We start from the raw sequence: 21,801 nt of genomic DNA, 5'->3' as shown, positions 1-21,801 counted from the left end.
CCGCCGGCTCAGAAGGTGAGGGGTTCCACCGGGGGTGCCGGCTTGTCGCGATGGGACCCCGGCTTGCAGCCCGCGAAGGGGCCGGACGGGTCCCGCAGCGAGGTCATCACCGGTCCGAGGAAGTCGCGGTGCCACACGGCCGGGCCGGTGAGGTTGCTGGACGCGCCGGTCAGCTCCTGCCACGCCATGGAGAGGCCGTGCAACTGGGCCACGGCCTCCGGGTGCCGCCACCACTGCGAGCACCACGGTGCGCCGGAGGAGATCTCCCGGGCGTACACGGGGATCAGGAGGTTGTGCACCCAGAAGGCGAGCCGGTCCAGCGTCTCGCCGTAGCGCGCCCCGTCCTGGTAGAGGATGAACGAGGGCTGGGGCTCTTCCTCGGGCGTCTGGGTGGCGGGGTCGTTCGCGACCTGGGTCATCGGGGCTGCTCCCTACGGTGGACGGTCGCCCGAACGACGGGCGGTCGCCTGCCCCGGTTCATTTTCGGGCCCGTCTGGCCGATGCGGGTGCCGACGTGGACCGCTGGAGGGCCGGCCGGGCCGATGGGGCGGCGGTCCGGGGCACGGCGCGTTGCTGCTCGACGTTCCCGTGCGCGGCCTGGGCGATGAGGCTCGGAAGCGTGGGCGACGGCGGCTGGGGCTGCGGGGCGGGGCCGGCCTGTACCCTCCGGTCGAAGGCCTGTTGGGCGATCTGTTGTTCGCCCCTGTCGACCGCTTTCTGCAGGGCCCGGGTGGCTTCCTCGTGGAAGAGCTTGGTCAGTTCGAGCTTGCCGTTGCTGAACAGCCGCCGGAAGGAGTCGTTCCCGCGGTTCGGGGTCAGCGCGGCGTTGAGCTCGTCGAGCTGCCGGGCGAGCGGCAGCAGGTGCGGCGCGAACTCCTTGGCCCGGTCCGCCCAGGAGGGTTCGGCCGGGGCGTCGCTCGCGGGCTGGGCCGCCACCGGTGCGACTCGTCCGCGGGCGAGGTTCACGATCTCCACGAAGCGGCGCAGGTAGTCGCGCCACTTCGGCCCGGGGGCGTCGCCGGGCGCGGCGAGGCCGGCGACGTACCGCTCGGCCTGGGCGGTGCGGATGCTGCCCGGCCGGTCGGGGCCGGGCCTGCGCAGCCTGTCGAGGTCGGCGGTGGCGTACCGCGTCCAGCTCTCGTCGGGCGTTCTCGGGCCGGGTGGCATACCGCAATGACGGACGGGCGCCGGGTCCGGTTCACCGCGAGCCGCTGGTCTCCCGGATCCGCTGCGGCACGAAGACCACCGCGAGGGCCGCGCCGGCGACCATCAGGCCGGCTCCGATGAGCATGGCCGAACGGTACGTGGGCGCCAGATCGGCCGCGTCGGTCAGGTCACCGGCGCCGATCCCCGCCGCCAGCGGCAGCACCGCGACGGCCAGCAGCCCGGCCGCCCGCGCCACCGCGTTGTTGACCCCGCTGGCGATGCCCGCGTGCGCGTCGTCGAGGGCGCCGAGCGCCGTCGCGGTCAGGGGCGCCACCAGCAGCGACAGGCCGAGGCCGAAGACGACCACCGGCGGGAGCACGTCCGTGAGGTACGCGGCTCCAGGACCGATCCGGGACATCCACACCAGCGCCGCGGCGCAGATCAGCGGGCCCACGGTCATCGGGATCCGGGGTCCGATCCGCTGGCCGAGCGCGCCGGCGCGGGCCGACAGCAGCAGCATCAGCACGGTGATCGGGAGCAGCGCGACGCCGCCGGCGAGCGGGCTGTAGCCCGCCACGACCTGGAGGTTGAGGACGACGAGGAAGAAGACGCCGCCGTTGGCCGCGTACACCAGGAAGGTGACCAGGTTGGCGCCGGTGAAGGCCCGGGAGCGGAAGAGGTGCAGCGGCAGCATGGGATGCCGGGCGCGACGCTCGCGCAGCAGGAACCCGGCCATGCCGAGCACGCCGACCGCGAGACCGGCCAGGACCGGGGTGCTGCCCGGACCGTCCGCCGGCCAGGCGGTGAAGCCGTACGTGAGCCCGCCCAGCCCCGCGGCGCCCAGCACCACCCCGGCCGCGTCGAGCCCGGGGACGGCGTCCGGGTTGCGGGACTCGGGCACGTGCCGGGCCGAGACGACGAGCACCAGCACCGCGACGGGCACGTTGATGAGGAAGATGAGGCGCCAGTCGGCGACGTCGACCAGCCAGCCGCCGAGGAACGGCCCCAGCGCGCCGCCGATGCCGCCGAGCCCGGACCAGGCGCCGATCGCCCGGGCGCGGTCCTCGGGCGCGAACGACGCCTCGAGGATGGCGAGGGCGCCCGGGGTGAGCAGCGCGCCGCCGATGCCCTGCAGGACCCGGGCGGCGACGAGCAGCTCGATCGTCGGGGCCAGCCCGCAGAGCAGGGAGGCGGCCGCGAACCAGGCGATGCCGATGGTGAAGACGCGCCTGCGGCCGTACCGGTCGCCGAGGGAGCCGCCGAGCAGGATGAGCGCGGCGAGGCTGAGGGCGTACCCGTTCACGGTCCACTGCAGGCCGGCGGCGCCGGCACCGAGATCCTCGGCGATCGCCGGCAGGGCGATGTTCACGACGGTGGCGTCGATGAACGCGATGCTGGAGCCGAGCACGGTGGCGAGCAGCACCCACCGGCCGCGGGCGGTGTGGTAGCGGACGCCTGGCGGGCCGGCGAGATCCATGCCCGCGACCCTACGCCGCTGATCAGGCGGTGCGGGCCAGCCCCGGCTGCGGTACGGCGGGCACGCCCACCGGCCGCGGAAGGGCCGCCCGGGCGGCGAGCAGGGCCGCTCGTGCGGCGGTCGCGGACCCGCCGGCCGGCCGCTCGCGCCGGGCGAGCAACGTCTCGACCCGGGTGGCGAGCTCGGCCCGCTGGTACGGCTTGGCGAGGTAGTCGTCGGCGCCCGCATCCATCCCCGCGAGGATCCGGTCGCCGTTGACGTCGGCGCTTACCAGCATGATCGGCAGCCCGGCGGTGGCCCGGGCGGCGCGCAGCCCGCGGCACAGGTCGATGCCGGACTCCCCGGGCATCCGCACGTCCAGCAGGGCGGCGTCGATCCCGCCCGCCGCTAGGGCACGCCGGGCGGCGTCCGCGTCGGCGACCGCGACGACGTCGTGGCCGAAGCGCTGCAGCGCGAGAGTGATGAGGTCACGGTGGTCGGCGTCGTCGTCGACGATGAGCACGGTGGTCACGGCAACCTCCTTCAAGTCTGCCGGTCTGTTCGGCCCGCCCCCGGAACCGCTTAGCCGTTCCGCGCGATTCCCCGGCGGCTCGCGACGACCAGCGCCGCCGTCAGCATGAGAACCGCCACGGCTGCGGGCCACCGGGCCAGGGCGAGCAGCAGGTCACCGACCGGCAGCTCGACGGGACGGGTGCCGAACGCGTCCCCGGCCAGCTGCAGGACGGTACGCACCCACAGCGGCACCAACAGCACCAGAGCGACCAGCGTCAACTCCCGCACCGACGCGCGCGTGCGGTCCCCGCGCTCGGCGGCCCGCCGTGCCGCCCACCCCGTCACCGTCCAGCCCAGCCACGCGCCGGCCAGGCCGCAGAGCAGCGCCACCATCGTCACCCACCAGGGCTGAAGCCGCTCCACGACGACGAACGTGGAGATGCCGCCGCCGTCGGCCGGGTCGGCGTGGAGAGCGAACCGGACGCCGCCCTTCGTCGCGGAGAAGGCCATGCCGCCGTCCGGGATGCCCGCCCCGATCGTCCAGCCCGCCGCCGCGATGGCGGTCCGGGCCTGCGCGCGGTACGGCTCCACGGCCCCCGTCGTCGGCCCCTGTGGGGAGATCATCGAGGTCGGTTCGCGGTCGTCGCGGGCGTTGAGGAGGCGCAGCCACGCCGGCTCGTCGTCCGCCGGGAAGAAGTCGGGCTCGGTGCTCACCGGCGTACCCGGATAGGCGACCGCCGCGACCGCGCCCAGGTCCGGCGCCGGGGCGAGGGTGCCCGCGGCCCGCTCGCCGACCCGGGCGGCCAGCCCGCCGGCCACCAGAGCGAGCAGGACGGCCGCGACGCGGACGGCCGTTGCTGCGCGGGCCGGTGCCGGGCCGGCGGTGACCGTCACGACGCGGCCTCGCAGCGCTGGGCGGCCGTGCGGGCGGACCGGCCCGCGAACGCCGCGACCAGCACGGACAGCAGGCACATCACCGCGGCGAACTGGGTGACGCCCCAGCCGTACGTCATGCTCATCGACCAGAACGGCCAGCCGGCGCCGCCGAGCCCGATCGTGTCGGCGACCAGTGCCGCCGTACCCAGCAGGGTCAGCGGGGTGGTCAGGACCAGGGCGACCACCACCGGCTCCCGGGTCAGCGACCGGGTGGCGCCGCCGGCACCCTCGGTGCGGCGGCTGACCCATCCGGTGGCGAGCCACCCCAGCACCGCGCCCGCCAGCCAGGCGGCCCAGCTCAGCGCGGACAGCCAGCGCGGGGTGGTCCGGGTCAGCGTCGCGGTCACGTCGAAACTGCCCGGCGGCGTGTCCACCACCGCGGTCGAGGTCTCGACCTCCATGACGAGCCCGCCGCGGGTGGCGGTCAGCAGGGTGCCGTCCTGGTCCAGCTCGCCGGTCGCGATGATCGTGGCGCCCATCGGTTCCGTCTCGCCGACGTCCCAGCCGTCCGCCGCCAGCCGGGCCGCGGCGCCCTCGGTCCAGGCGCGGTAGTCGCCCGGCAGGAACCGGCCCTCCGGACCGACGACCAGCGTCGAGAACTTGAAGTCCTCGTCGTGGCCGCTGACCAGCACGTCGGCGGTCGTCGGTTCCCGGATGTCGATGAACAGCGGGCCGCCGTCGCGTTCCGCCCAGTGCGCCACGCCCGGGAACACGGACTGCTGGATGGCGGCCAGGCGCGGCCCGGAGGGAAAGCCGGGTGCCCGTTCCCAGCCGATCCGGGCGGCGACCGCGGCGCTCAGATAGCCGGTGCTGAGCGCGACGAGAACGGCCAGCACCACGACGCCCCGGCTGCCCGGCCGGCCGAGCCGGGCGCGCATGCCGTGCCGCAGCAGGTTCACCGCCTCCCGCGGCGTCGGCCGCGTGCGCCCGCTCGCGGTGAGCGTGTCGAAGAGCTCTTCCCTGCGGGGCCCTTTCGGGTACGCCCGCAGCACGAGCCGGTACCCGCTCACGCCGTCCGCCCCGTCCCGTGGCGCACGGACAGCTGGCGCGCCGCGGTCCGAGCGTTGCTGCGCAGCCGTGCCGTCTCCGCGTCCAGGGCGGTGGCGCCACGATCGGTGAGCCGGTAGTAGCGCCGGTTCCGCCCGTCGACGAGCTCGTCGTGGTCGGGTTCCACGAGGCCTTCGGCGGTGAGCCGGTCGAGGGCCGCGTACAGCGTTCCGGCCTGCAGCCTCATCTGGCCCTCGGAGAGCCGGGAGACCTCCTGCAGCACCCCGTAGCCGTGCAGCGGACGGCTCGCCAGGGCGGTCAGGATCCAGAAGGTCGGTTCCCGCATCGCTTTCGCCATCCCGGCAATATAAAGATGACTTGAATATGGGTCAACCGCGTGGGTGAGGGCCGGACTAGCATTGCGCGGGTGACCGTGACACCCATCCGCCTGATCGGTGACCCCGTCCTGCGGCAGAAGGCCGACCCGGTGACCGACTTCGACGCGGAGCTGCGCAAACTCGTCGAAGACCTGCGCGAGACCCTCGCCGACCGCCGCGGCGCCGGGCTCGCCGCCCCGCAGCTCGGCGTCAGCCGGCGCGTGTTCGTGATCGCACCCCAGCTGGTGGAGGAGGGCACGGTCGACCACCTGGTGAACCCGGTGCTCGACTTCCCCGGCGAGGAGGAGCAGGACGGCCCCGAGGGCTGCCTCTCGATCCCGGGCATCTACCTCGACACCAAGCGCCGGCTCAACGTGGTGGCCAAGGGCTCCACCGTCCACGGCGACCCGGTGCAGGTGGTGGGGCAGGGGCTGCTGGCCCGGTGCATCCAGCACGAGACCGACCACCTCGACGGCGTGCTGTTCATCGACCGCCTCGACGCGGAACGCCAGGAGCGCCTGCTCACCGTGGCCCGGGAGGCGCAGGCCACGGTCAAGATCTCCCCGCACTGAGCGTCAGCGCAGCAGGGCGTCGGCGACCCTCGCGCAGCCCCGGCCGTCGACGGCGGCCCACGCCTTGGCGGCCAGTGTCGCCCGGGCCGCCGGGTTCGTGAGCAGTCCGCGGAGCACGTCGACGGCCGCGGCGGAGTCCAGGCTGGACTGTCGGAGGGCGGGCAGGTGGCCCAAGCCGGCCGCGAGGCCCCGGGCGGTCGTGCGGCCGTACCCGATGATCTGGTTGTCGACCACCCAGACCAGGGCGGCCGGCAGGCCCAGGCAGAGCAGTTCCCAGGTCGACGTGCCGCTCGCGCTGATGACGAGGTCCGCGTCCGCCAGCAGTTCCGGCAGGTCGTCGGTGGGGTCGATGATCTCCAGCCGTTGGCCGGCGCCGGGTTGCAGGGCGAGCAGATCCGCGCGCAGCTGCGGGTTCGCCGCGACGATCGTGGCCGTGCAGGCGACGCCGGTGCGGATCAGCAGCCGGGCCACGACCGGTGCCGCCCGGTACGCGTCCGTGCCGCCGAAGAACGCCACCACGCGCGGCGCCGTGACCGGGCGCAGGGTGGGCGGGGACGGCGGACGCAGCCTCCGGACGGCCTGCCGGAGCAGGGCGTAGTCCAGCCCGGCCAGCCGGACGGCTCCCGCGGGAAGCTCCGGTTTGGACAGTTCCGCGTCCAGGTTCTGGTCGACGTACACGTCGGCGGGCAGGCCCCGCAGGTCGCCGTCGACGATCGCCGTCACCGTCCGGCCCGAGGCGCGCAGGGCGGCCGCGTGCGCGGGCGGAAGCTCGTACGAGTCGACCACGACAGCGTCGAGCGCGAGCCGGTCCGCCGCCGCGACCAGCCCGACCGGGTCGTAGGGCGCGGGATGCCAGGGCAGGCCGCGGCTCGTCAGCTGCCGGGTCGCCCACTCCAGGCCGCCGAGGTCGCTGAGGAAGTGCACGGCCACGCCGCGCGAGGTCAGCTCCTCGGCCAGGGCCACGCAGCGGACGAGATGCCCGACGCCGGTCCGCGGCCCCGCGTCACACCGGATCCCGACGGAGGTCACGCTGTATCTCATGGGCGTGCCCTTCTGGCCCTCACCGTCGCGGCCGTCGGCAGCTCGCGCATGGCGATGTTCGGTGCAGTCGGTCACGCCTGCGCGAGCTCCTTCTGGCGGACGTGCGCGTTGATGCCGGCCAGCTCGGGGCGGTCGGCGAGCCAGTCGGCCAGCGTGCGTACGGGCACCGGCCGATCCCCGAAGTGCGCCACGACCGCCTCGATCAGCCGCCAGTCGTCCTCGGTGTCCAGGGTGAGCCGCAGGTGCGACAGATCCGGTTGGAGGGTCAGTCCGAGCACGCTGAAATCGTACGGGTGGGAGTAGACGTACGACGTCACGTGCGTCCGGTGGTGGTGGGTCGCCAGCTTGTCGATCTGCCGCAGCACCTCCGTCCGCACGATCTCCACGTCGAGCCCGCGCGGCAGGGTGCGGGCGATCGACGTGCTCAGGTAGTCGAGGCCCGGGGTGGCCGCGAAGACGCCGGCGGCCAGCATGACCAGCTCGGGGTCGAGCAGCGGGCAGTCGGCGGTGAAGCGCAGGACGGCGTCCGACTCGTCGTCCCGCTCGTCGAGCACGCCGATGAAGCGGGCCAGCACGTCGTCGACCGGTCCGCGGTGCACGGCGACGCCGATCGCCCGGCACTCCTGGGCCACCGCGTCGTCGCGGGCCTCGGTGGTGGTGGCCACGACCAGGTCGTCGAGGACGCCGCTGTCGCGGGCCGCCCGGACCACCCGGTCCAGCACGGTACGGCCGCCGAGGCGCCGCAGCACCTTGCCGGGCAGCCGGGTGGAGCCCATCCGGGCCTGGACGATGCCGAGGGTTCGCATAGAGGTCCTTATCGGTTCTTCAGGATGCGGACGGCCTTGCGGGCGGCGCGCGCCCCGAGCCGGGTGACGCGGTAGCCGACCTTGCCGCTGAACATGTCGATCTGCAGCCGGGCCCGGCGCAGCTCGCCGTCGCGGACGACCAGCTCGGACTCGACGTGCCGGATCCGGGCCGCCGCGTCGGCCAGTTGTTCCTCGAGGCGTCGTACGCGTTCTTCGTGCTCCCGCAGCGAGTCCGGGGCGGGCAGCGGCTCGTCGTCCGCCGGCACGGGGTCGGGGTGCAGTCCTGCGGCCGCGAGCAGCACCGCGGTGAGCGAGTCGGTGTCGCCGGCCGCGGGCCAGGGCTGTTCGTAACCGCCGGCGAGCAGCGTCGTCGCGAACCGGCGAACGGCGATCGCAGGTTCGACGCGTGGGCGGGTCTCGTCCAGGACAGCGAAGACGTCGCCGTCGACCAGAACGTTGTTCGCCGTGGCCGTCGGCTGTTCGGCGACCCACGCGGCGAGCAGGCGCCGGATCGCGGGCAGGTCGTGGCGCAGGCAGGCCCCGATGAGCAGTTCCTCGAGCAGTTGTCCGGGCGGGAGCTGCGGCATCGGACCCGTGCCGAGCACGACCGGCGGCAGGCGGACCGGGCCGGCCATGCCCCGGAAGGCCAGCACCACCCAGGCGGGGGCCAGTTCCGCGCCGAGGCCGGCACGGATCGCCGCCGAACTGAGGCGCCGGGGATCACTGAGCACCCGGCGGCGTGCGTAGGCGGCACCGGCCGCACCGGACGCGGCCGCGGCGAGGGCTCCCGCGGGACCGTGGCGCAGCGTCGGCTCGTCGGCGATGAAGCTGGGTGCCGCCGGCAGCGGCCACGCCGAGCCCAGCCAGCTCACGGTGAGGCCCTCCGCGGTGAGCCGGTCGCGCAGGCGGGCGGGCGTGCCGGGCTTGTCGTCGTACTCGCCGACCGGGCGCCAGTCCGCGTCCGTGTGCGCGGACGTCACGACGGTCCGGTCGACGAGCTTGTGCACGCCGAGCTCGTTCTCGACGGCGAGCAGCAGCGCACCCCCGGGACGCAGCGCACGGCACAGCGCCTGGAGGCTCTCCGTCCAGTCGTACTGCGGCCCCTCCACCGTGCACAGGCGGGCCACGCCGTCCAGGGCGATGATCACGTCGAACTGGTCGGTGAGCTTCGCCAGCGATCCACACAGGACGGCGACGGGAAGGTCTTCCCAGAGGTCGGCGTCCTGCTCGCCGCGGACGAGGCAGGTGAGCTCCCCCGGCAGGCCCGCGACCAGCCCGGGGTCGTGCGGCCCGGCCACCAGCACCCGGGTGCCCGCCTGGACCAGGGGGCGCAGGGCCTCCAGCAGGTGGCCGTACGCCGGTCCGCCGGTGGGTGTCGCATCGGACCAGCCGGCCATCTCACCACCGATGTGTCTCATCGGACCGCCCACCCGAGGGTCTCCCGCAGCTCGGCGGGGGAGGCGAGGACGTCGGCGCCCAGCTCGGCGCGGGCCGACTCACGGGCGGCCACCGGGTCGGGGGACTTGCCGTGCAGCTCGGGCCACTGGCGGCGGATCCGCTCGGCGATCGCGCGTACCTCGCCGGCCAGCTGCATCGGATCGCCGTAGACGGCGGGCTCGCAGCCGACCGCGGCGCCGTAGAGCACCGCGCTGCTCAGCCGGTTGGACGCCACCCGGCGGTGCCGGCGCAGCTCGCCCAGCTGGTGGTGCAGGAACCGGGTGTCGGTGTCACGCCGGCGCAGGCCCCGGTAGCCGTGGCAGATCACCCGGCCGGCCTTCTCGTAGCGGCGGCGGATCCGGTCGTCGCGGTACTCGTGCCAGTACAGGCAGAAGGTGACCGGGCCGTCCTCGGTCTCCAGGATCTCGTCGATCAGCCGCTGGTGGTCCCCCGCGATGTGCTGGCCCTCCCAGCCGTGGAACGGGTACCAGATCGTGCCCTCGCGGGCCGTACCGTCGTCCGGCTCGGCCATGCTGAGCAGGTAGAGGAAGGGCGCGCCCACGGTGGTGGCGTAGCGGCGGCCCATCGACCACGCCCGCCGCCGGGTCTGCTCCGACCAGACGAAGACGGGACGGCCCGAGACGTACGGCGTACCGGCCCCGAGCCCGTCCACCACGTTCCAGCCGTGCTGCAGATAGCCGTTGATCCGGGGTGGGTCCTCGGGATCGAGCCCGCAGTACGCGGCGAGCACGTGCGCATGGCCGTAGAAGTGGTTCGCGTGGTGCACGTTCTCAGCGCTCCAGGATGCCGCGGAGGGTCTCGACGACGCGGTCCTGCTCGGCGTCGGTGAGGTCGTAGTAGAGCGGGAGGGACAGCTCCTCGGCGTAGAAGGCCTCCGCGTTCGGGCACATGCCGCGCCGGTAGCCGAGGTCCTCGTAGACCGGGTGCCAGTACGCCGGCACGTAGTTGACCTGCACTCCGACGCCCGCCGCCCGCATGCGGTCGAACACCTCGCGGCGGCGGCCGTCGAGGACCCGTACGGGATAGAGATGGCGCATCGGGTCCACGTGGTCGCGCGTGACCGGCAGCCGCATCCCCGGCACACCCGCGAGCAGCTCGTCGTAGCGGGCGCACAGCCACTGCCGGCGCGCCTTGAACGCGGCGAGCCTCCGCAGCTGGGAGCTGCCCATCGCGCACAGCACGTCGGGCAGCCGGTAGTTGAGCCCGAAGTCGTGCACCTCCTGATGCCAGCCGCCCTCGTCGGGGTGGCGCATCAGCGCCCGGTCCCGCACCAGCCCGACCGTGCGGAAGACCCACGCCCGCCGCAGCAGTTCGGGATCCGGGGAGGCGACCGCCCCGCCCTCGCCGGTGGTCAGGTTCTTGGTGGGAAAGAACGAGAAGGTGGTCAGGTCGGCGAGAGTGCCGACCGGCCGCCCCCGGTACGCCGATCCGATGGCGTGCGCCGCGTCCGCGATCAGCACCGCGTCGGCACTGTCGGCGACCTTGCGCAGGGCGTCGTACTCGGCGGGGTGGCCGGCGTAGTCCACCGCGGCGATCGCCCTCGTGCTCGGGGTGACCGCCGCCTCGACCGCGAACGGGTCCAGGTTGGCGGTGTCCTCCTCGACGTCGGCGAAGACCACCGTGGCGCCGAGCATCGACGCCGTGCCCGCGGTCGCGTAGAACGTCATCGGCGTGGTGACGACCTCGTCGCCCGGCCCGATCCCGGCCGCCGCGTACGCCGTGTGCAGCGCCGCCGTGCCGTTGATGACCGCGGCGCAGGGCGCACCGGCGACCTCGGCCAGGTCCTTCTCGAACTGCTCGACGCGCGGGCCGGTGGTGAGCCAGTCGCTGCGCAGGGCCGCGGTGACCGCCTCGACGTCGTCCTCGGTGACGTTCTGCCGTCCGTACGGCAGCATCACTTGTCCCCGATGAGGTCGCGCATCTCGTCGACCTCCAGCCACAGGTCGTTGTTGTCGGAGCGGTAGTTGAACCCGTCGGCGACCGGCTCGCCGCCCTTCGGGGTCTCGTAGCCCCAGCTGGCGACGACGGGCTGCACGACGTAGCGATCCGGGAAGCGCAGCGTCCGGCGGCTGTCGTCGGAGGCGATCATCTCCTCGTGCAGCTTCTCGCCGGGGCGGATGCCGGTCTCGTGCGTGGGCGCGTCCGGCGCGACCGCCTCGACCAGGTCGAGGATGCGCATGCTGGGGATGCGCGGCACGAACAGCTCGCCGCCCTGCATGACGTCGAAGGAGTCGACGACGAACCTCACCGCCTGCTCGAGGGTGATCCAGAAGCGGGTCATCCGCTTGTCGGTGATCGGCAGGCTCTTGCCCTCGGCGTTGAGGCGGCGGAACAGCGGCACGACGGAGCCGCGGCTGCCCATCACGTTGCCGTAGCGCACGACGGAGAACCGGGTGGGGTGGGTGGCGGCGTAGTGGTTGCCCGCGATGAACAGCTTGTCGGCGACCAGCTTCGTGGCGCCGTACAGGTTGATCGGGCTGGAGGCCTTGTCCGTGGAGAGCGCGACGACCCGCTGCACGCCGGCGTTGATGGCGGCGTCGATGACGTTCTGCGAACCGTTGATGTTCGTCGCGACGAACTCCGACGGGTTGTACTCCGCGGTGTCGACCTGCTTCAGGGCGGCGGCGTGGATCACGTGGTCGACGCCGTGCATGGCCCGGTCGAGGCGGTCCTTGTCGCGGATGTCGCCCAGGAAGAAGCGCAGCCGCGGGTCGTCGCCGAACATCTGGCGGACCTCGTACTGCTTCAGCTCGTCGCGGCTGAACACCACGATGCGCTGCGGGTCCAGGTGTGCCAGTGCGTGGCCCAGGAATGCCTTCCCGAACGAACCGGTGGCACCGGTGACCAGGATCGACGATCCACTCAACACACTCATGTCTTCATTGCTCCCGGGGGGTGGGCACGGGCAAGGAACGGCGAAAGCATAACCACGGCGACCGGCTGGAAAAGGGGCTGGAGAAAACGCCAGACGCAATTCACGGTGAGTTCAACTCGGCGTTGTCGCCGCGTTGCGACCCCTGATGCAAGGTGGTTTCCTTCGTCCGTCTTCCTGGGAGTAAGACCGTGATTGAGCTGCAGAGACTGCGTGAAGCGTTCCGGACCTCGCTGGACCTGCCGCCGGACGCACCCGTGGATGATCTGCACTACCAGGACAATGACAAGTGGGACTCGCTCGCGCACATGTCGCTCGTGGCGGCCATTGAAGATGAATTCTCGGTAATGATCGACACCGATGATGTGATCAATATGTCCAGTTTCCACGAGGCGATGCGAATTCTGGGTAAATACGGGGTGGACTTCGATGCCTGATCGGGTTGCGCTCGTCACCGGCGCATCCCGGGGAATCGGCCGGGCGATCGCCCAGCGGCTCGCCGAGCAGGGCCACGACCTCGTCGTGCACGGCCACCGCGCCGACGTCATCGAGGAGGCCGCGGCCCAGCTCGCCGACAAGTACGGCGTCGAGGTCGTCGCCGCCCACGGGGACGTCGCCGATCCGCAGACGAGCCGCACGCTGATGCGGGTCGCCTTCGAGCGGTTCCGCCGGCTCGACGCCCTCGTGGTCAACGCCGGTACGCACGCCGCCGGGATGCTCGGCATGACCGACGACGCCACGGTGCAGCGGCTGTTCGCCGTCAACGCGGCGGGTGCGGCGTACACGTTGCAGGGTGCCGTCCGGCTCCTCGGCCGGGGCCGCGACCCGGCCGTCGTGATGGTCTCCTCGATCACCGGCACCGAGGGCGTGGCCGGCCAGGCGGTCTACGCCGCCTCCAAGGCCGCGGTCAGCGCCCTCGCCCGCTCGGCGGCCAAGGAGCTCGGCCCGCGCGGCATCCGGGTGAACGCCGTGGCGCCCGGCTTCATCGCCACCGACATGCTCGGCACGCTCGACGACGAGGGCCGCGCGAAACGCGTCGCCGACACCGCCCTGGGCCGGCTCGGCGAGGCCGACGAGGTCGCCGACGTGGTGGCGTTCCTGCTCTCCGGGCAGGCCCGGTTCGTGACCGGCCAGGTGCTCGGGGTCGACGGAGGACTCACGCTGTGAACCTGCTCCATCCGCGGGCCCGGGTGCTCGACGCCGCGACCGGTGCGGTGCTGCACACCGGCCAGGTGGACGCCGCGGCGGGCGCTTTCGAGCAGCTGCCGCCGGGCGTCGTCTTCGCGCTGACCCCCACCGAGATCGATGCGGTCGCCCGCTACCTGGGCGCCCTCGCCGCCCGCCGGCCCGTCGCCCTGCTGGACCCGGACCTCGACCGGGCCGTGCTGCTCGAGCTGGTCGAGCGGTTCCGGCCGGTCCAGGTCACGGGGATCATCGCGTCGCCGCCCGACGGCTACCGCGCCCACGCCGACACCTGGATCCGCCGGACTCCGGCGGCCGAACCGCATCCCGAGCTGGCGCTGCTGCTCACCACGAGCGGCTCGACCGGCAATCCCAAGCTGGTGCGGCTGTCCCGGGCCGCGGTGCTGGCCAACGCCGCGGCGATCGGGGAGAGCCTCGGCATCACCGGCGACGACGTCGCGCCGACGACCCTGCCCCTGTTCTACACGTACGGCCTGTCGGTGCTGAACAGCCATCTGCTGCGCGGCGCCACGGTGGTCCTCGAACGCACCGGCATCCTCCAGCGGGACTTCTGGACCGCGATCGGCGAGCACGGGTTCACGTCGCTCGCCGCGGTGCCGTACCAGTACGAGATGCTGCGCCGGCTGCGGTTCGACCCGGCCGCGCACCCCACGCTGCGGACCCTCACCCAGGCCGGCGGGCGGCTGCGCCCCGAGCTGGTCGCGGACTTCGCGCAACGGATGGCGGCCGTCGACGGCCGGCTCTTCGTCATGTACGGCCAGACCGAGGCGACCGCCCGCATGACCGTGCTCCCACCCGGCCGCCTGGAGGACAAGCTCGGTTCCGCGGGCCTCCCGATCCCCGGTGGGTCGCTCTCGATCGCCGACGGCGAGGTCGTCTTCACCGGGCCCAACGTCATGATGGGGTACGCCGGGAGCGCCGCCGACCTGGCCCGCGGCGACGACCTGGGCGGCGTGCTGCGTACCGGCGACCTGGGTCACCTCGACGACGAGGGGTTCCTGTTCCTCACCGGCCGGCTCAAGCGCATCGGCAAGGTCTTCGGGGTCCGCGTGAACCTCGACGACGTCGAACGGACGCTGGCGGCCCACGGTGCCGTGGCGGCGGTCGCCGGCGACGACAAGCTGCACGTGTTCGTCGAGGGCGCCGACGCCACCCTGGCCCGCTCGGTCCGCGGCGAGCTCGCCGGCTTCCTCGACACCCACTTCTCCGGCCTCGACGTCCGCGGCATCGACGCGCTGCCGCTGCTGCCCACCGGGAAGATCGACTACCGGTCGCTGGAGGCCCTGGTATGACGGTGTTCACCCTGGACCGTGCGGCCCGGGAGACCCTGCTGCACAAGGAGCTCGCCGAGCTGACCGAGCACCACCGTGCCCACTGCCCCGAGTACGACCGCATCCTCACCGCGTCCGGTTTCACGTCCGCGGACACCGTGGCGGACCTGCCGTGGCTGCCCGTACGCCTCTTCAAGAACCTGAAGCTGAAGAGCATCCCCGACGACGAGGTCTTCAAGGTCCTGACGTCGAGCGGGACCACGGGCGAGGTCAGCCGGATCTACCTGGACAAGGCCGCGGCGGCGACGCAGACCCGGCAGCTGGGCGCGACCCTGCAGACGGTGCTGGGCCCCCAGCGGCTGCCGATGATCCTCGCGGACTCGCGCGGCATCCTGAAGGACCGCCGGTCGTTCAGCGCCCGCGGCGCCGGGGTGCTCGGCATGGCGACGTTCGGCCGCGACCACGCCTGGGCGCTCGACGTCGACGGCCACCCGGACATCGCGGCGTTGCGGGACTTCCTCGGCAGGCACGGCGGCGGGCCGTTCCTCATCTTCGGCTTCACCTACCTGGTGTGGCTGCACCTCTACGAGGTCGCCCGCGAGCACGGCCTCGACCTGAGCAACGGCATCCTGATCCACTCGGGCGGCTGGAAGAAGCTGGTCGACCAGGCGGTGTCGCCGCAGGAGTTCCGCCGCCGGCTGCGCGACGACACCGGCCTGACCCGGATGCACAACTTCTACGGCATGGTCGAGCAGATCGGCACGATCTTCCTGGAGGGGCCGTCCGGCGGCTCGCTCCACTGCCCCGACTTCGCCGACGTCATCATCCGCAACCCGCGGACGTGGGAGGAGCAGCCGGTCGGTGAGCCGGGGCTGATCGAGGTGGTGAGCACGCTGCCCACGTCGTACCCGGGGCACGTGCTGCTCACCGAGGACCTCGGCGTGCTCGACGGCGTCGACGACGGCGACTGGCCCGGCAAGCGCTTCTCCGTCCTCGGGCGCCTGCCGCGTGCGGAGGCCCGGGGCTGCAGCGACACGTACCGGGAGGCAGCGTGAGGTTCAGGTTCGGGGAGCCGGGTGAGCTGACCGCTCCCTCCGAGGATCGGCTCTCGGTCGGCGACCCGCGGGTGGTGGACTTCCTCAGCCGTTTCGCCCGCCGGCTGCTCGCGCCCGCCGTCGCCCGGCGCCATCCCGAGCTGGGCTCGCTCGGCTACTTTCTGCGGCCGGCCGAGCTGAACCGGGCCGTGGACCGGATGCGGCGCGGCGACGACACGTACGTCTTCCCGCGCGGCAACGTCTTCCACGTCCCACCGGCCAACGTGGACACCATCTTCGTGTACTCGTGGGCACTGTCCGCGCTGGCCGGGAACCACAACGTCGTGCGCATCTCGACGCGCTCGGCCGGCGCCGCCGATACGGTGCTGGCGGCGCTGAACGAGACCCTCGCCGACGCCGACCCGGTGATCGGGCGTACACAGCGCATGGTCACGTACGGCCGCGACGACGAGCTGACCGCGGCGCTGAGCGCATGGTGCGACCTGCGCGTGATCTGGGGCGGGGACTCGGCCGTCGAGGCGATCCGCCGCCACCCGCTGCGACCCTCGGCCCGGGACCTCACCTTCCCGGACCGCACGTCGTGGGCGGCGCTGTCGGTCCCGGGCTGGCACGCCGCCGACGCGAACGCACGCCGCGCCGCCGTGGTGGGGTTCTCCAACGACGCGTACTGGTTCGACCAGGCCGCGTGTTCGTCGCCGCGAACGGTGTTCCTGGTCGGTGGTACGCCGTCCGACGCCGCCGTGGTGCAGAACGAGTTCCTCATGCTGCTCGGCGACGTGGTGGTGCAGCGTGGGTGGGTGGTCGACGCCGCGATGGCCGTGGAGAAGCGGGTCAACGCGTACGGGCTCGCGGCGAGCGGAACAGTGTCCGCGCTGGCGTTCCCCGACAACGCGGTGACGTCGCTGTCGCTCACGGAGGCCGGCGCGGCGCCACGGCGGTGGATCGGGGCGGGCGCGTTCCCGTTCGCCCACATCGCCGGACTGGCCGAGCTTGTGCCGGCGATGAACCGGCAGGACCAGACGTTCAGCCACTTCGGGTTCGCGGCCGACGAAATGCGATCGTTCGCCACCGCGCTCGGCGGCCGCGGGGTCGACCGGATCGTGCCGTTCGGTTCGGCGCTCACCTTCAGCGCGATCTGGGACGGCTACGACCTGCCGTACGAGCTCACGCGACTGACCACCCTCGAGACGTAGCCGTGGAGACCATCGTCCTGTCGGTCGTCGTGCCGATGTACAACGAAGAAGCGGTCGTCCCGGCCCTCGTCGCCCGGCTGCGACCGGTGCTGGACGGGCTCGGCGTGCCGTACGAGGTGGTCGCCGTCGACGACGGGAGTGCCGACCGCACGGCAGCGCTGCTCCTGCAGCACGGCAGGGCGTGGCCGGAGCTGCGGTTGCTCAAGCTGCGCCGCAACAGCGGCCACCAGGCGGCGCTCACCGCGGGCCTGCACCGCTCCCGCGGCGACTGGGTGGTCAGCATCGACGCCGACCTGCAGGACCCGCCCGAGACCATCGCGGAGATGCTGGCCCTCGCCCGGGAGCGGCACCTCGACGTGGTGTACGGCGTCCGCGCCGACCGCAGCACCGACACCCCGTTCAAGCGGTACACCGCGGGCGCGTACTACCGCCTGATGCGCCGGCTCATCGGCGGCGACGTACCGGCCCAGGCCGGCGACTTCCGCCTGCTCAGCCGTGAGGCCGTCGACGTGCTGAAGGTGCTGCCCGAGCGCACCCCCGTGTACCGGCTGCTCGTGCCGTCGCTCGGGTTCACGTCGGGCTCGGTTCCCTACGTACGGGAGCAGCGCGCCGCAGGCGAGACCAAATATCCGCTGCGCAAGATGGTCGCGCTCGCGTGGGACAGCGCCGCGGACTTCTCCGCGGCCCCGCTGCGCATCGCAACCTGGCTGGGCGCGCTCACCTTCCTGGCCTGCCTGGCGCTGACGGCCTTCGGCATCGTGGTCTGGGCGAACGGCACGGTCATCCCGGGCTGGACGTCGCTGTTCCTGGCGGTGCTGTTGCTCGCCGCCGTGCAGCTGATCTGCTACGAGCTGGGCGACGTCACGCCACCTCGATGACGACCTTGCCGCGCAGCTCGCCGGCTTCGCTCGCCTCGTGCACCCGGGCCAGGTCGGCGAGGGGGTACCGGGCGCTGACGTCGACCCGGACCGTGCCGGCGTCGATGCGCTCGACGATCTGCGCGAGCTGGGCGGCGTCGCTGCGGACGTACATGCTGATGGTTCTGACCTTGCGCTCGGCGTCCTCGGGCGCCGGGGAGGTGGCGGTCACGACGACGCCACCCGGGCGGACGAGCCGGACCAGGGCGGCCATCGTCGCGTCGTCCGCACGGACCAGGTTGAACACCGCGTCGACGGGCTCGGTCACCGCGTCCGCTACCGGTCCGGCGGTGTAGTCGACGATCTCGTCAGCGCCCTGCTCGCGCACCGTCGCGGCACTTCGCGCGCTTGCGGTGGCGAGTACGTGCGCCCCGGCGGCCTTGGCGAACTGGACGGCGTACCCGCCTACGCCGCCGCCCGCGCCGTTGATGAGGATCCGCTGGCCGGCCTGCAGCCCGGCGTGCTCGAACAGGCCCTGCCAGGCGGTGAGCGCCACGGCCGGCACGGCGGCCGCATCGGCGAGCGCAAGGGTCCGGGGCGCGTCGGTGAGCAGTTCCGCCGGTGCGGCGACCCACTCGGCGGCGGCGCCGGGCGCGGTCATCGGCAGGAAACCGATGACCTGTCGCCCGTCCTCGGTGGTCCCGGCGACGTCGACGCCGGGGGTGTGCGGCAGCGGGACGGGCATCGCCTGCCGCAGGTAGCCGGCCCGCAGCCCGGTGTCGACCGGGTTGAACGAGGTGGCGGCCACCTTGACCAGCACCTGGCCCGGGCCGGCGACGGGCCGGTCGATCTCGTCGAGGCGCAGCACGCCCGGGTCGCCGAACTCGTGGAAGCGGATGGCTCGCATGGCTCCTCCTACGGTGAGGTCCCTTCGCCTTAATGCTTCGAACTCGAAGCACTCCGCGACCGTAGCACGCTTCGAATTCGAAGCAAGTAGAATGGGGCGTGACCGATGCCACGCCGCTCGATGCCGAACAGCTCGCCGCCTACTTCGCGCTGAAGGAGGTCGGCAGTCTCCTCGAGCACGCCGTCGAGCAGCAGCTGCGCGTCGACGGCGGGCTGAGCGGCCCGCAGTTCCAGATCCTGGCCCGGCTCGCCGGCTCGCCCCGGGGTCATCTGCGCATGACCGATCTCGCGGACGGCCTGGTCTACAGCCGCAGCGCGCTGACGTACCAGGCGGCGCAGCTGGAGAACGCCGGGCTGATCACCCGGGCGCCCGCCGAGGACGACGAACGCAGCACCGTCGTCACCCTCACCCCGGGCGGCCGGGAGCGGCTCGGCAAGGTCATGCCGGGGCACATCGAGGTGGTGCAGCGGCTGCTGTTCGACACGCTGACCCGCGACGACATCGCGGCGATCACGGACATCCTGGGCCGCGTACGAGACCGGATGCGGACCGTACCGCCACGCTCGGCCGCGCCCCGGCGCTCGACCGGGGCGCGCAAGCCCGCCGACTAGAGCGGAAGCACAGCCGTCAGGGTCGTGCCGCCGCCCGCCGGGCTCTCGACGTTCATCACCCCGCCGGCCGCCTCGACCCGGTCGGCCAGCCCGGCCAGGCCGTGACCCTTGGCGAGGCTGGCCCCGCCCACCCCGTCGTCCGCGACCGTGATCAGCAGGCCGGTCGGCGCGCTCCGGACGCTGACCTGCACCTCCGCCGCATGGCTGTGCTTGGCCACGTTCGTGAGCGCCTCCGCCACCACGAAGTACGCCGTCGTCTCCACCGCCGGGTCGAGCCGTGACATCGGCGGCGCGTCCAGGTCCACGGGGATGGTGCTGCGGCCGGCCAGCGCGGTGAGGGCCGCCTGCAGGCCCCGGTCCACCAGGATCGGCGGGGCGATTCCGCGGGACAGCGCGCGCAGCTCGTCCAGCGTCTCCCGGGTCTGCGCCAGCGCCTCCGCCACGGTGGCCCGGGCCGCCTCCGGATCCGTGGCGAACTGCTGCTCGGCCCGGCCGAGATCCATCGCCAGCCGGACCAGCCGCTGCTGCGGGCCGTCGTGGATGTCACGCTCGAGCCGGCGCAACGCGATCGCCTCGGCCGAGACGGCGGCCGCCTTCTGCGCCTGGGCGGTGTCGCGGGCGGCCTCCGCCTCGGCGACCTGCTCGCGCAGCTCGGTGACACCGCTGAGCAGCGCCCGGGCGAACAGCGCCTCCAGCAGCGCCGTGCCGCGCAGCACCGGATACAACGTGCCCAGGAAGAAGAATCCCAGGGCCATGTGGAAGATGATCCGGGTGGACCAGGCGTCGCCCATGCCGAGCAGCTCCGGCAGGTCGCTGTTGTCCGGTCCGCGGGGGATCGACCAGTCCCACAGCGGGAAGGTCAGCCCACCGAGGGTGCCCGCCCACCAGGTCACCGCGAAGCAGAACGCGATGGTGCTCGGGATGAACCGGAACACGGCGTGCACCAGGTCCAGCCACGCCTGGCCGTCGGTGAGCGGGGTGAGCACCCGCTTGCCGAAGCTCGCGCCCGCGCCGGCCCGCTTGTAGTACGGGTGCGGCAGCCGCCGGCCGAGAACGGGGCCGATCCGCGCCCGCTCGACGGTGGCGAAGCCGCGCGCCAGCATCAGGGTGCCGAGCAGGACGGGAACGCCGACCCAGATGACGGCGGTGCCCAGGCCGAGGGCGAACCCGGTCACGCACAGGACGATCGTGATGATGCCCAGCGGGAAGCCGAGCAAAATGAACTGGGTGTCGAGCCCGATCTGCCGCGCGAGACGCCGGACGGCGGTGCTGGTGGTCATGGGATAAGACGCTAGTCACCGTACGCCTCCCGACCGATCCCGCTGACCGCCCGAACGACAGTAGGGTTAACCCCACCGAAGGCGGGGATTCGCCGCTGCGGGCCGGACCCGTGCGCGATGCTGACCTCGTGGGCGAGTGGACCGGGCTGCAGGCCGAGGTGCAGCGGCGGCTCGACGCTTTGGTCGCCGGCGGGCGCGAGATCGGGCTGCAGGTCGCCGCCTACCTGGACGGGCGGCTCATCGTCAACGCAGCCGCCGGGCTCGCCGACGAGTCCACCGGTGCGCCGGTGACCCCCGACACCCCGTTCCTCAACTACTCCGCCGGCAAAGGTCTGACGAGCGCGGTCGTGCACGTCCTGGCCGAGCGGGGCGAGCTCGACTACGACCTGCGCATCGCCGACGTGTGGCCGGAGTACGGGCGGCACGGCAAGCAGGACACCACACTGGCGGACGCCCTGCTGCACGCGGCCGGGGTGCCGTGCCCGCCGTCGTACACGATGCCGCAGGACCTGCTCGACTGGGACAAGATGTGCCGGTCCATCGCCGGCATGCGGCCGGTGTGGGAGCCCGGGACGCGGCACGGCCTGCACGAGTGGACGTACGGCTGGCTCGTCGGCGAGGTGGTCCGCCGGGTCACCCAGCGGCCGATCAGCTGGGTGCTCGCCGAGGAGATCGCCCGCCCGCTCGGCGCCGACCGCGAGCTGTTCTTCGGCGTACCGCCGGAGCTCGTGAACCGCGTCGCCCGGCTCAAGGACCGCAGCTGGTCGGCGACGCTGGACCGGCTCAGCGCCCGGGTGGAGCACTTCGACCGCGTGTACCCGCCCGCCGTACGCCCCGACGCCGCCCTCGCCAACCGCCGGGACCTGCTGCGCGCCGACATCCCGTCGACCGCGGTCGCCAGCGCGCGGGGCATCGCCCGGGTCTACGCCGCGCTCATGGGCGAGGTGGACGGCGTGCGGCTGATCTCCCCGGAGCGTCTGGCGACGGTCAGCGCCGTGCGTACCGACGGCCCCGACTGGACGACCGGCGCCGAGCTGCCGAAGACGCTCGGCTTCGCGGCCCGGCCGGGCTGCACGCGCCTCGGCTGGAGCAGCGCGGGCGGCGGCCTGACGGGATTCCACCCCGACCTCGGACTGGCGGTAGCGGCGACCAGGAACCACCTCAGCGGGGACCACGACGACCCGCTGGAAAGCATCGCCGGCCTCATCCAGGCGGCGGCCGCCGCCCGCTGACCCGCCGCAGAAATTTCGACGCGTCCGT

The 21,801-nt window shown here is 73.1% G+C and carries 24 protein-coding genes; 9 read left to right on the top strand and 15 right to left on the bottom strand.

Annotated features, from left to right (window positions below; translation table 11 throughout):
• Positions 1–8: 8 nt before the first annotated feature.
• The 7 genes from AB0J80_RS10360 to AB0J80_RS10330 are packed head-to-tail and all read right to left on the bottom strand — an operon-like array spanning position 9 to position 5,396.
• Entirely contained in the window at positions 9–419 is a 411-nt protein-coding gene (locus AB0J80_RS10360; RefSeq protein WP_364702911.1) for a DUF4913 domain-containing protein, read from the bottom strand.
• Positions 420–477: 58 nt separating this feature from the next.
• The gene (locus tag AB0J80_RS10355; RefSeq protein ID WP_364702909.1) at positions 478–1,167 is read right to left on the bottom strand and encodes a hypothetical protein; all 690 of its coding nucleotides are present in this window, start codon (positions 1,165–1,167) and stop codon (positions 478–480) included.
• Between the two features lie 31 nt (positions 1,168–1,198).
• Positions 1,199–2,623, bottom strand: coding sequence for a DHA2 family efflux MFS transporter permease subunit (locus tag AB0J80_RS10350; protein ID WP_364702906.1), 1,425 nt, complete (start codon positions 2,621–2,623; stop codon positions 1,199–1,201).
• A gap of 22 nt (positions 2,624–2,645) precedes the next feature.
• A complete protein-coding gene (locus tag AB0J80_RS10345; protein WP_364702904.1) occupies positions 2,646–3,134 on the bottom strand; it encodes a response regulator in 489 nt (162 codons plus the stop codon).
• A gap of 50 nt (positions 3,135–3,184) precedes the next feature.
• A complete protein-coding gene (locus AB0J80_RS10340; RefSeq protein ID WP_364702901.1) occupies positions 3,185–4,009 on the bottom strand; it encodes a hypothetical protein in 825 nt (274 codons plus the stop codon).
• A complete protein-coding gene (locus tag AB0J80_RS10335; protein ID WP_364702898.1) occupies positions 4,006–5,061 on the bottom strand; it encodes a hypothetical protein in 1,056 nt (351 codons plus the stop codon). The genes AB0J80_RS10340 and AB0J80_RS10335 overlap by 4 nt, the downstream gene beginning before the upstream one ends.
• Positions 5,058–5,396 (bottom strand): PadR family transcriptional regulator, encoded by a 339-nt coding sequence (locus tag AB0J80_RS10330; RefSeq protein ID WP_364702895.1) that lies wholly within the window; start codon positions 5,394–5,396, stop codon positions 5,058–5,060. Before AB0J80_RS10330 ends, AB0J80_RS10335 begins: the two co-directional genes overlap by 4 nt.
• Positions 5,397–5,465: 69 nt before the next feature.
• On the opposite strand from AB0J80_RS10330, the gene def reads away from it, so the two are divergent.
• Positions 5,466–5,987 carry a peptide deformylase gene (gene def, locus AB0J80_RS10325; RefSeq protein WP_364702892.1) on the top strand — a complete coding sequence of 174 codons (522 nt, stop codon included), beginning with the start codon at positions 5,466–5,468 and terminating at the stop codon, positions 5,985–5,987.
• Positions 5,988–5,990: 3 nt separating this feature from the next.
• Here the strand turns inward: def and AB0J80_RS10320 are convergent, their stop codons facing one another.
• The 6 genes from AB0J80_RS10320 to pseB all read right to left on the bottom strand — a co-directional run bounded on the left by AB0J80_RS10320 (position 5,991) and on the right by pseB (position 12,161).
• A complete protein-coding gene (locus AB0J80_RS10320) occupies positions 5,991–7,028 on the bottom strand; it encodes a spore coat protein (protein ID WP_364702889.1) in 1,038 nt (345 codons plus the stop codon).
• 71 nt (positions 7,029–7,099) lie between these two features.
• Complete coding sequence (locus tag AB0J80_RS10315) at positions 7,100–7,834, bottom strand: NTP transferase domain-containing protein (RefSeq protein ID WP_364702887.1); 735 nt, start codon at positions 7,832–7,834, stop codon at positions 7,100–7,102.
• 8 nt (positions 7,835–7,842) lie between these two features.
• Complete coding sequence (locus AB0J80_RS10310; protein WP_364702885.1) at positions 7,843–9,252, bottom strand: hypothetical protein; 1,410 nt, start codon at positions 9,250–9,252, stop codon at positions 7,843–7,845.
• Positions 9,249–10,058 carry a hypothetical protein gene (locus AB0J80_RS10305; RefSeq protein ID WP_364702882.1) on the bottom strand — a complete coding sequence of 270 codons (810 nt, stop codon included), beginning with the start codon at positions 10,056–10,058 and terminating at the stop codon, positions 9,249–9,251. Before AB0J80_RS10305 ends, AB0J80_RS10310 begins: the two co-directional genes overlap by 4 nt.
• A 4-nt stretch (positions 10,059–10,062) precedes the next feature.
• Positions 10,063–11,187: a DegT/DnrJ/EryC1/StrS family aminotransferase gene (locus AB0J80_RS10300; RefSeq protein WP_364702879.1), complete on the bottom strand. Its 1,125-nt coding sequence runs from the start codon at positions 11,185–11,187 to the stop codon at positions 10,063–10,065.
• Entirely contained in the window at positions 11,187–12,161 is a 975-nt protein-coding gene (pseB, locus tag AB0J80_RS10295) for a UDP-N-acetylglucosamine 4,6-dehydratase (inverting) (protein WP_364703684.1), read from the bottom strand. The genes AB0J80_RS10300 and pseB overlap by 1 nt, the downstream gene beginning before the upstream one ends.
• Positions 12,162–12,358: 197 nt before the next feature.
• Between pseB and AB0J80_RS10290 the strand changes: the two genes are divergently transcribed.
• From AB0J80_RS10290 to AB0J80_RS10265, 6 genes are read left to right on the top strand one after another with little or no spacing between them, the layout of a single operon-like run.
• A complete protein-coding gene (locus AB0J80_RS10290; RefSeq protein ID WP_364703681.1) occupies positions 12,359–12,601 on the top strand; it encodes an acyl carrier protein in 243 nt (80 codons plus the stop codon).
• The gene (locus AB0J80_RS10285) at positions 12,594–13,331 is read left to right on the top strand and encodes an SDR family oxidoreductase (protein WP_364702876.1); all 738 of its coding nucleotides are present in this window, start codon (positions 12,594–12,596) and stop codon (positions 13,329–13,331) included. Before AB0J80_RS10290 ends, AB0J80_RS10285 begins: the two co-directional genes overlap by 8 nt.
• On the top strand, positions 13,328–14,659 hold the full coding sequence (locus AB0J80_RS10280) for an AMP-binding protein (protein WP_364702873.1): 1,332 nt from the start codon (positions 13,328–13,330) through the stop codon (positions 14,657–14,659). Before AB0J80_RS10285 ends, AB0J80_RS10280 begins: the two co-directional genes overlap by 4 nt.
• Positions 14,656–15,693 carry an acyl-protein synthetase gene (locus AB0J80_RS10275; RefSeq protein ID WP_364702871.1) on the top strand — a complete coding sequence of 346 codons (1,038 nt, stop codon included), beginning with the start codon at positions 14,656–14,658 and terminating at the stop codon, positions 15,691–15,693. The genes AB0J80_RS10280 and AB0J80_RS10275 overlap by 4 nt, the downstream gene beginning before the upstream one ends.
• On the top strand, positions 15,690–16,886 hold the full coding sequence (locus AB0J80_RS10270) for an acyl-CoA reductase (RefSeq protein ID WP_364702868.1): 1,197 nt from the start codon (positions 15,690–15,692) through the stop codon (positions 16,884–16,886). The genes AB0J80_RS10275 and AB0J80_RS10270 overlap by 4 nt, the downstream gene beginning before the upstream one ends.
• A 2-nt stretch (positions 16,887–16,888) precedes the next feature.
• On the top strand, positions 16,889–17,764 hold the full coding sequence (locus tag AB0J80_RS10265) for a glycosyltransferase family 2 protein (protein WP_364702865.1): 876 nt from the start codon (positions 16,889–16,891) through the stop codon (positions 17,762–17,764).
• On the opposite strand, the gene AB0J80_RS10260 is transcribed toward AB0J80_RS10265, so the two are convergent.
• Positions 17,748–18,650: an NADP-dependent oxidoreductase gene (locus tag AB0J80_RS10260; RefSeq protein WP_364702862.1), complete on the bottom strand. Its 903-nt coding sequence runs from the start codon at positions 18,648–18,650 to the stop codon at positions 17,748–17,750. The two genes, AB0J80_RS10265 and AB0J80_RS10260, sit on opposite strands and share 17 nt — an antisense overlap.
• Positions 18,651–18,748: 98 nt before the next feature.
• Between AB0J80_RS10260 and AB0J80_RS10255 the strand changes: the two genes are divergently transcribed.
• Positions 18,749–19,261, top strand: coding sequence for a MarR family transcriptional regulator (locus tag AB0J80_RS10255; RefSeq protein ID WP_364702860.1), 513 nt, complete (start codon positions 18,749–18,751; stop codon positions 19,259–19,261).
• On the opposite strand, the gene AB0J80_RS10250 is transcribed toward AB0J80_RS10255, so the two are convergent.
• Entirely contained in the window at positions 19,258–20,541 is a 1,284-nt protein-coding gene (locus AB0J80_RS10250) for a sensor histidine kinase (protein ID WP_364702857.1), read from the bottom strand. The genes AB0J80_RS10255 and AB0J80_RS10250 overlap by 4 nt on opposite strands.
• 128 nt (positions 20,542–20,669) lie before the next feature.
• Here AB0J80_RS10250 and AB0J80_RS10245 point away from each other — a divergent pair, with 128 nt between their 5' ends.
• On the top strand, positions 20,670–21,773 hold the full coding sequence (locus AB0J80_RS10245) for a serine hydrolase domain-containing protein (RefSeq protein ID WP_364702854.1): 1,104 nt from the start codon (positions 20,670–20,672) through the stop codon (positions 21,771–21,773).
• The last annotated feature ends 28 nt before the right edge of the window (positions 21,774–21,801 follow it).

It is taken from the genome of Actinoplanes sp. NPDC049548 (assembly GCF_040676695.1).
Taxonomy (GTDB): Bacteria; Actinomycetota; Actinomycetes; order Mycobacteriales; family Micromonosporaceae; genus Actinoplanes.
The sequence above is the reverse complement of the archived record's forward strand: the minus strand, read 5'-3'. Positions and strand labels throughout refer to the sequence as shown.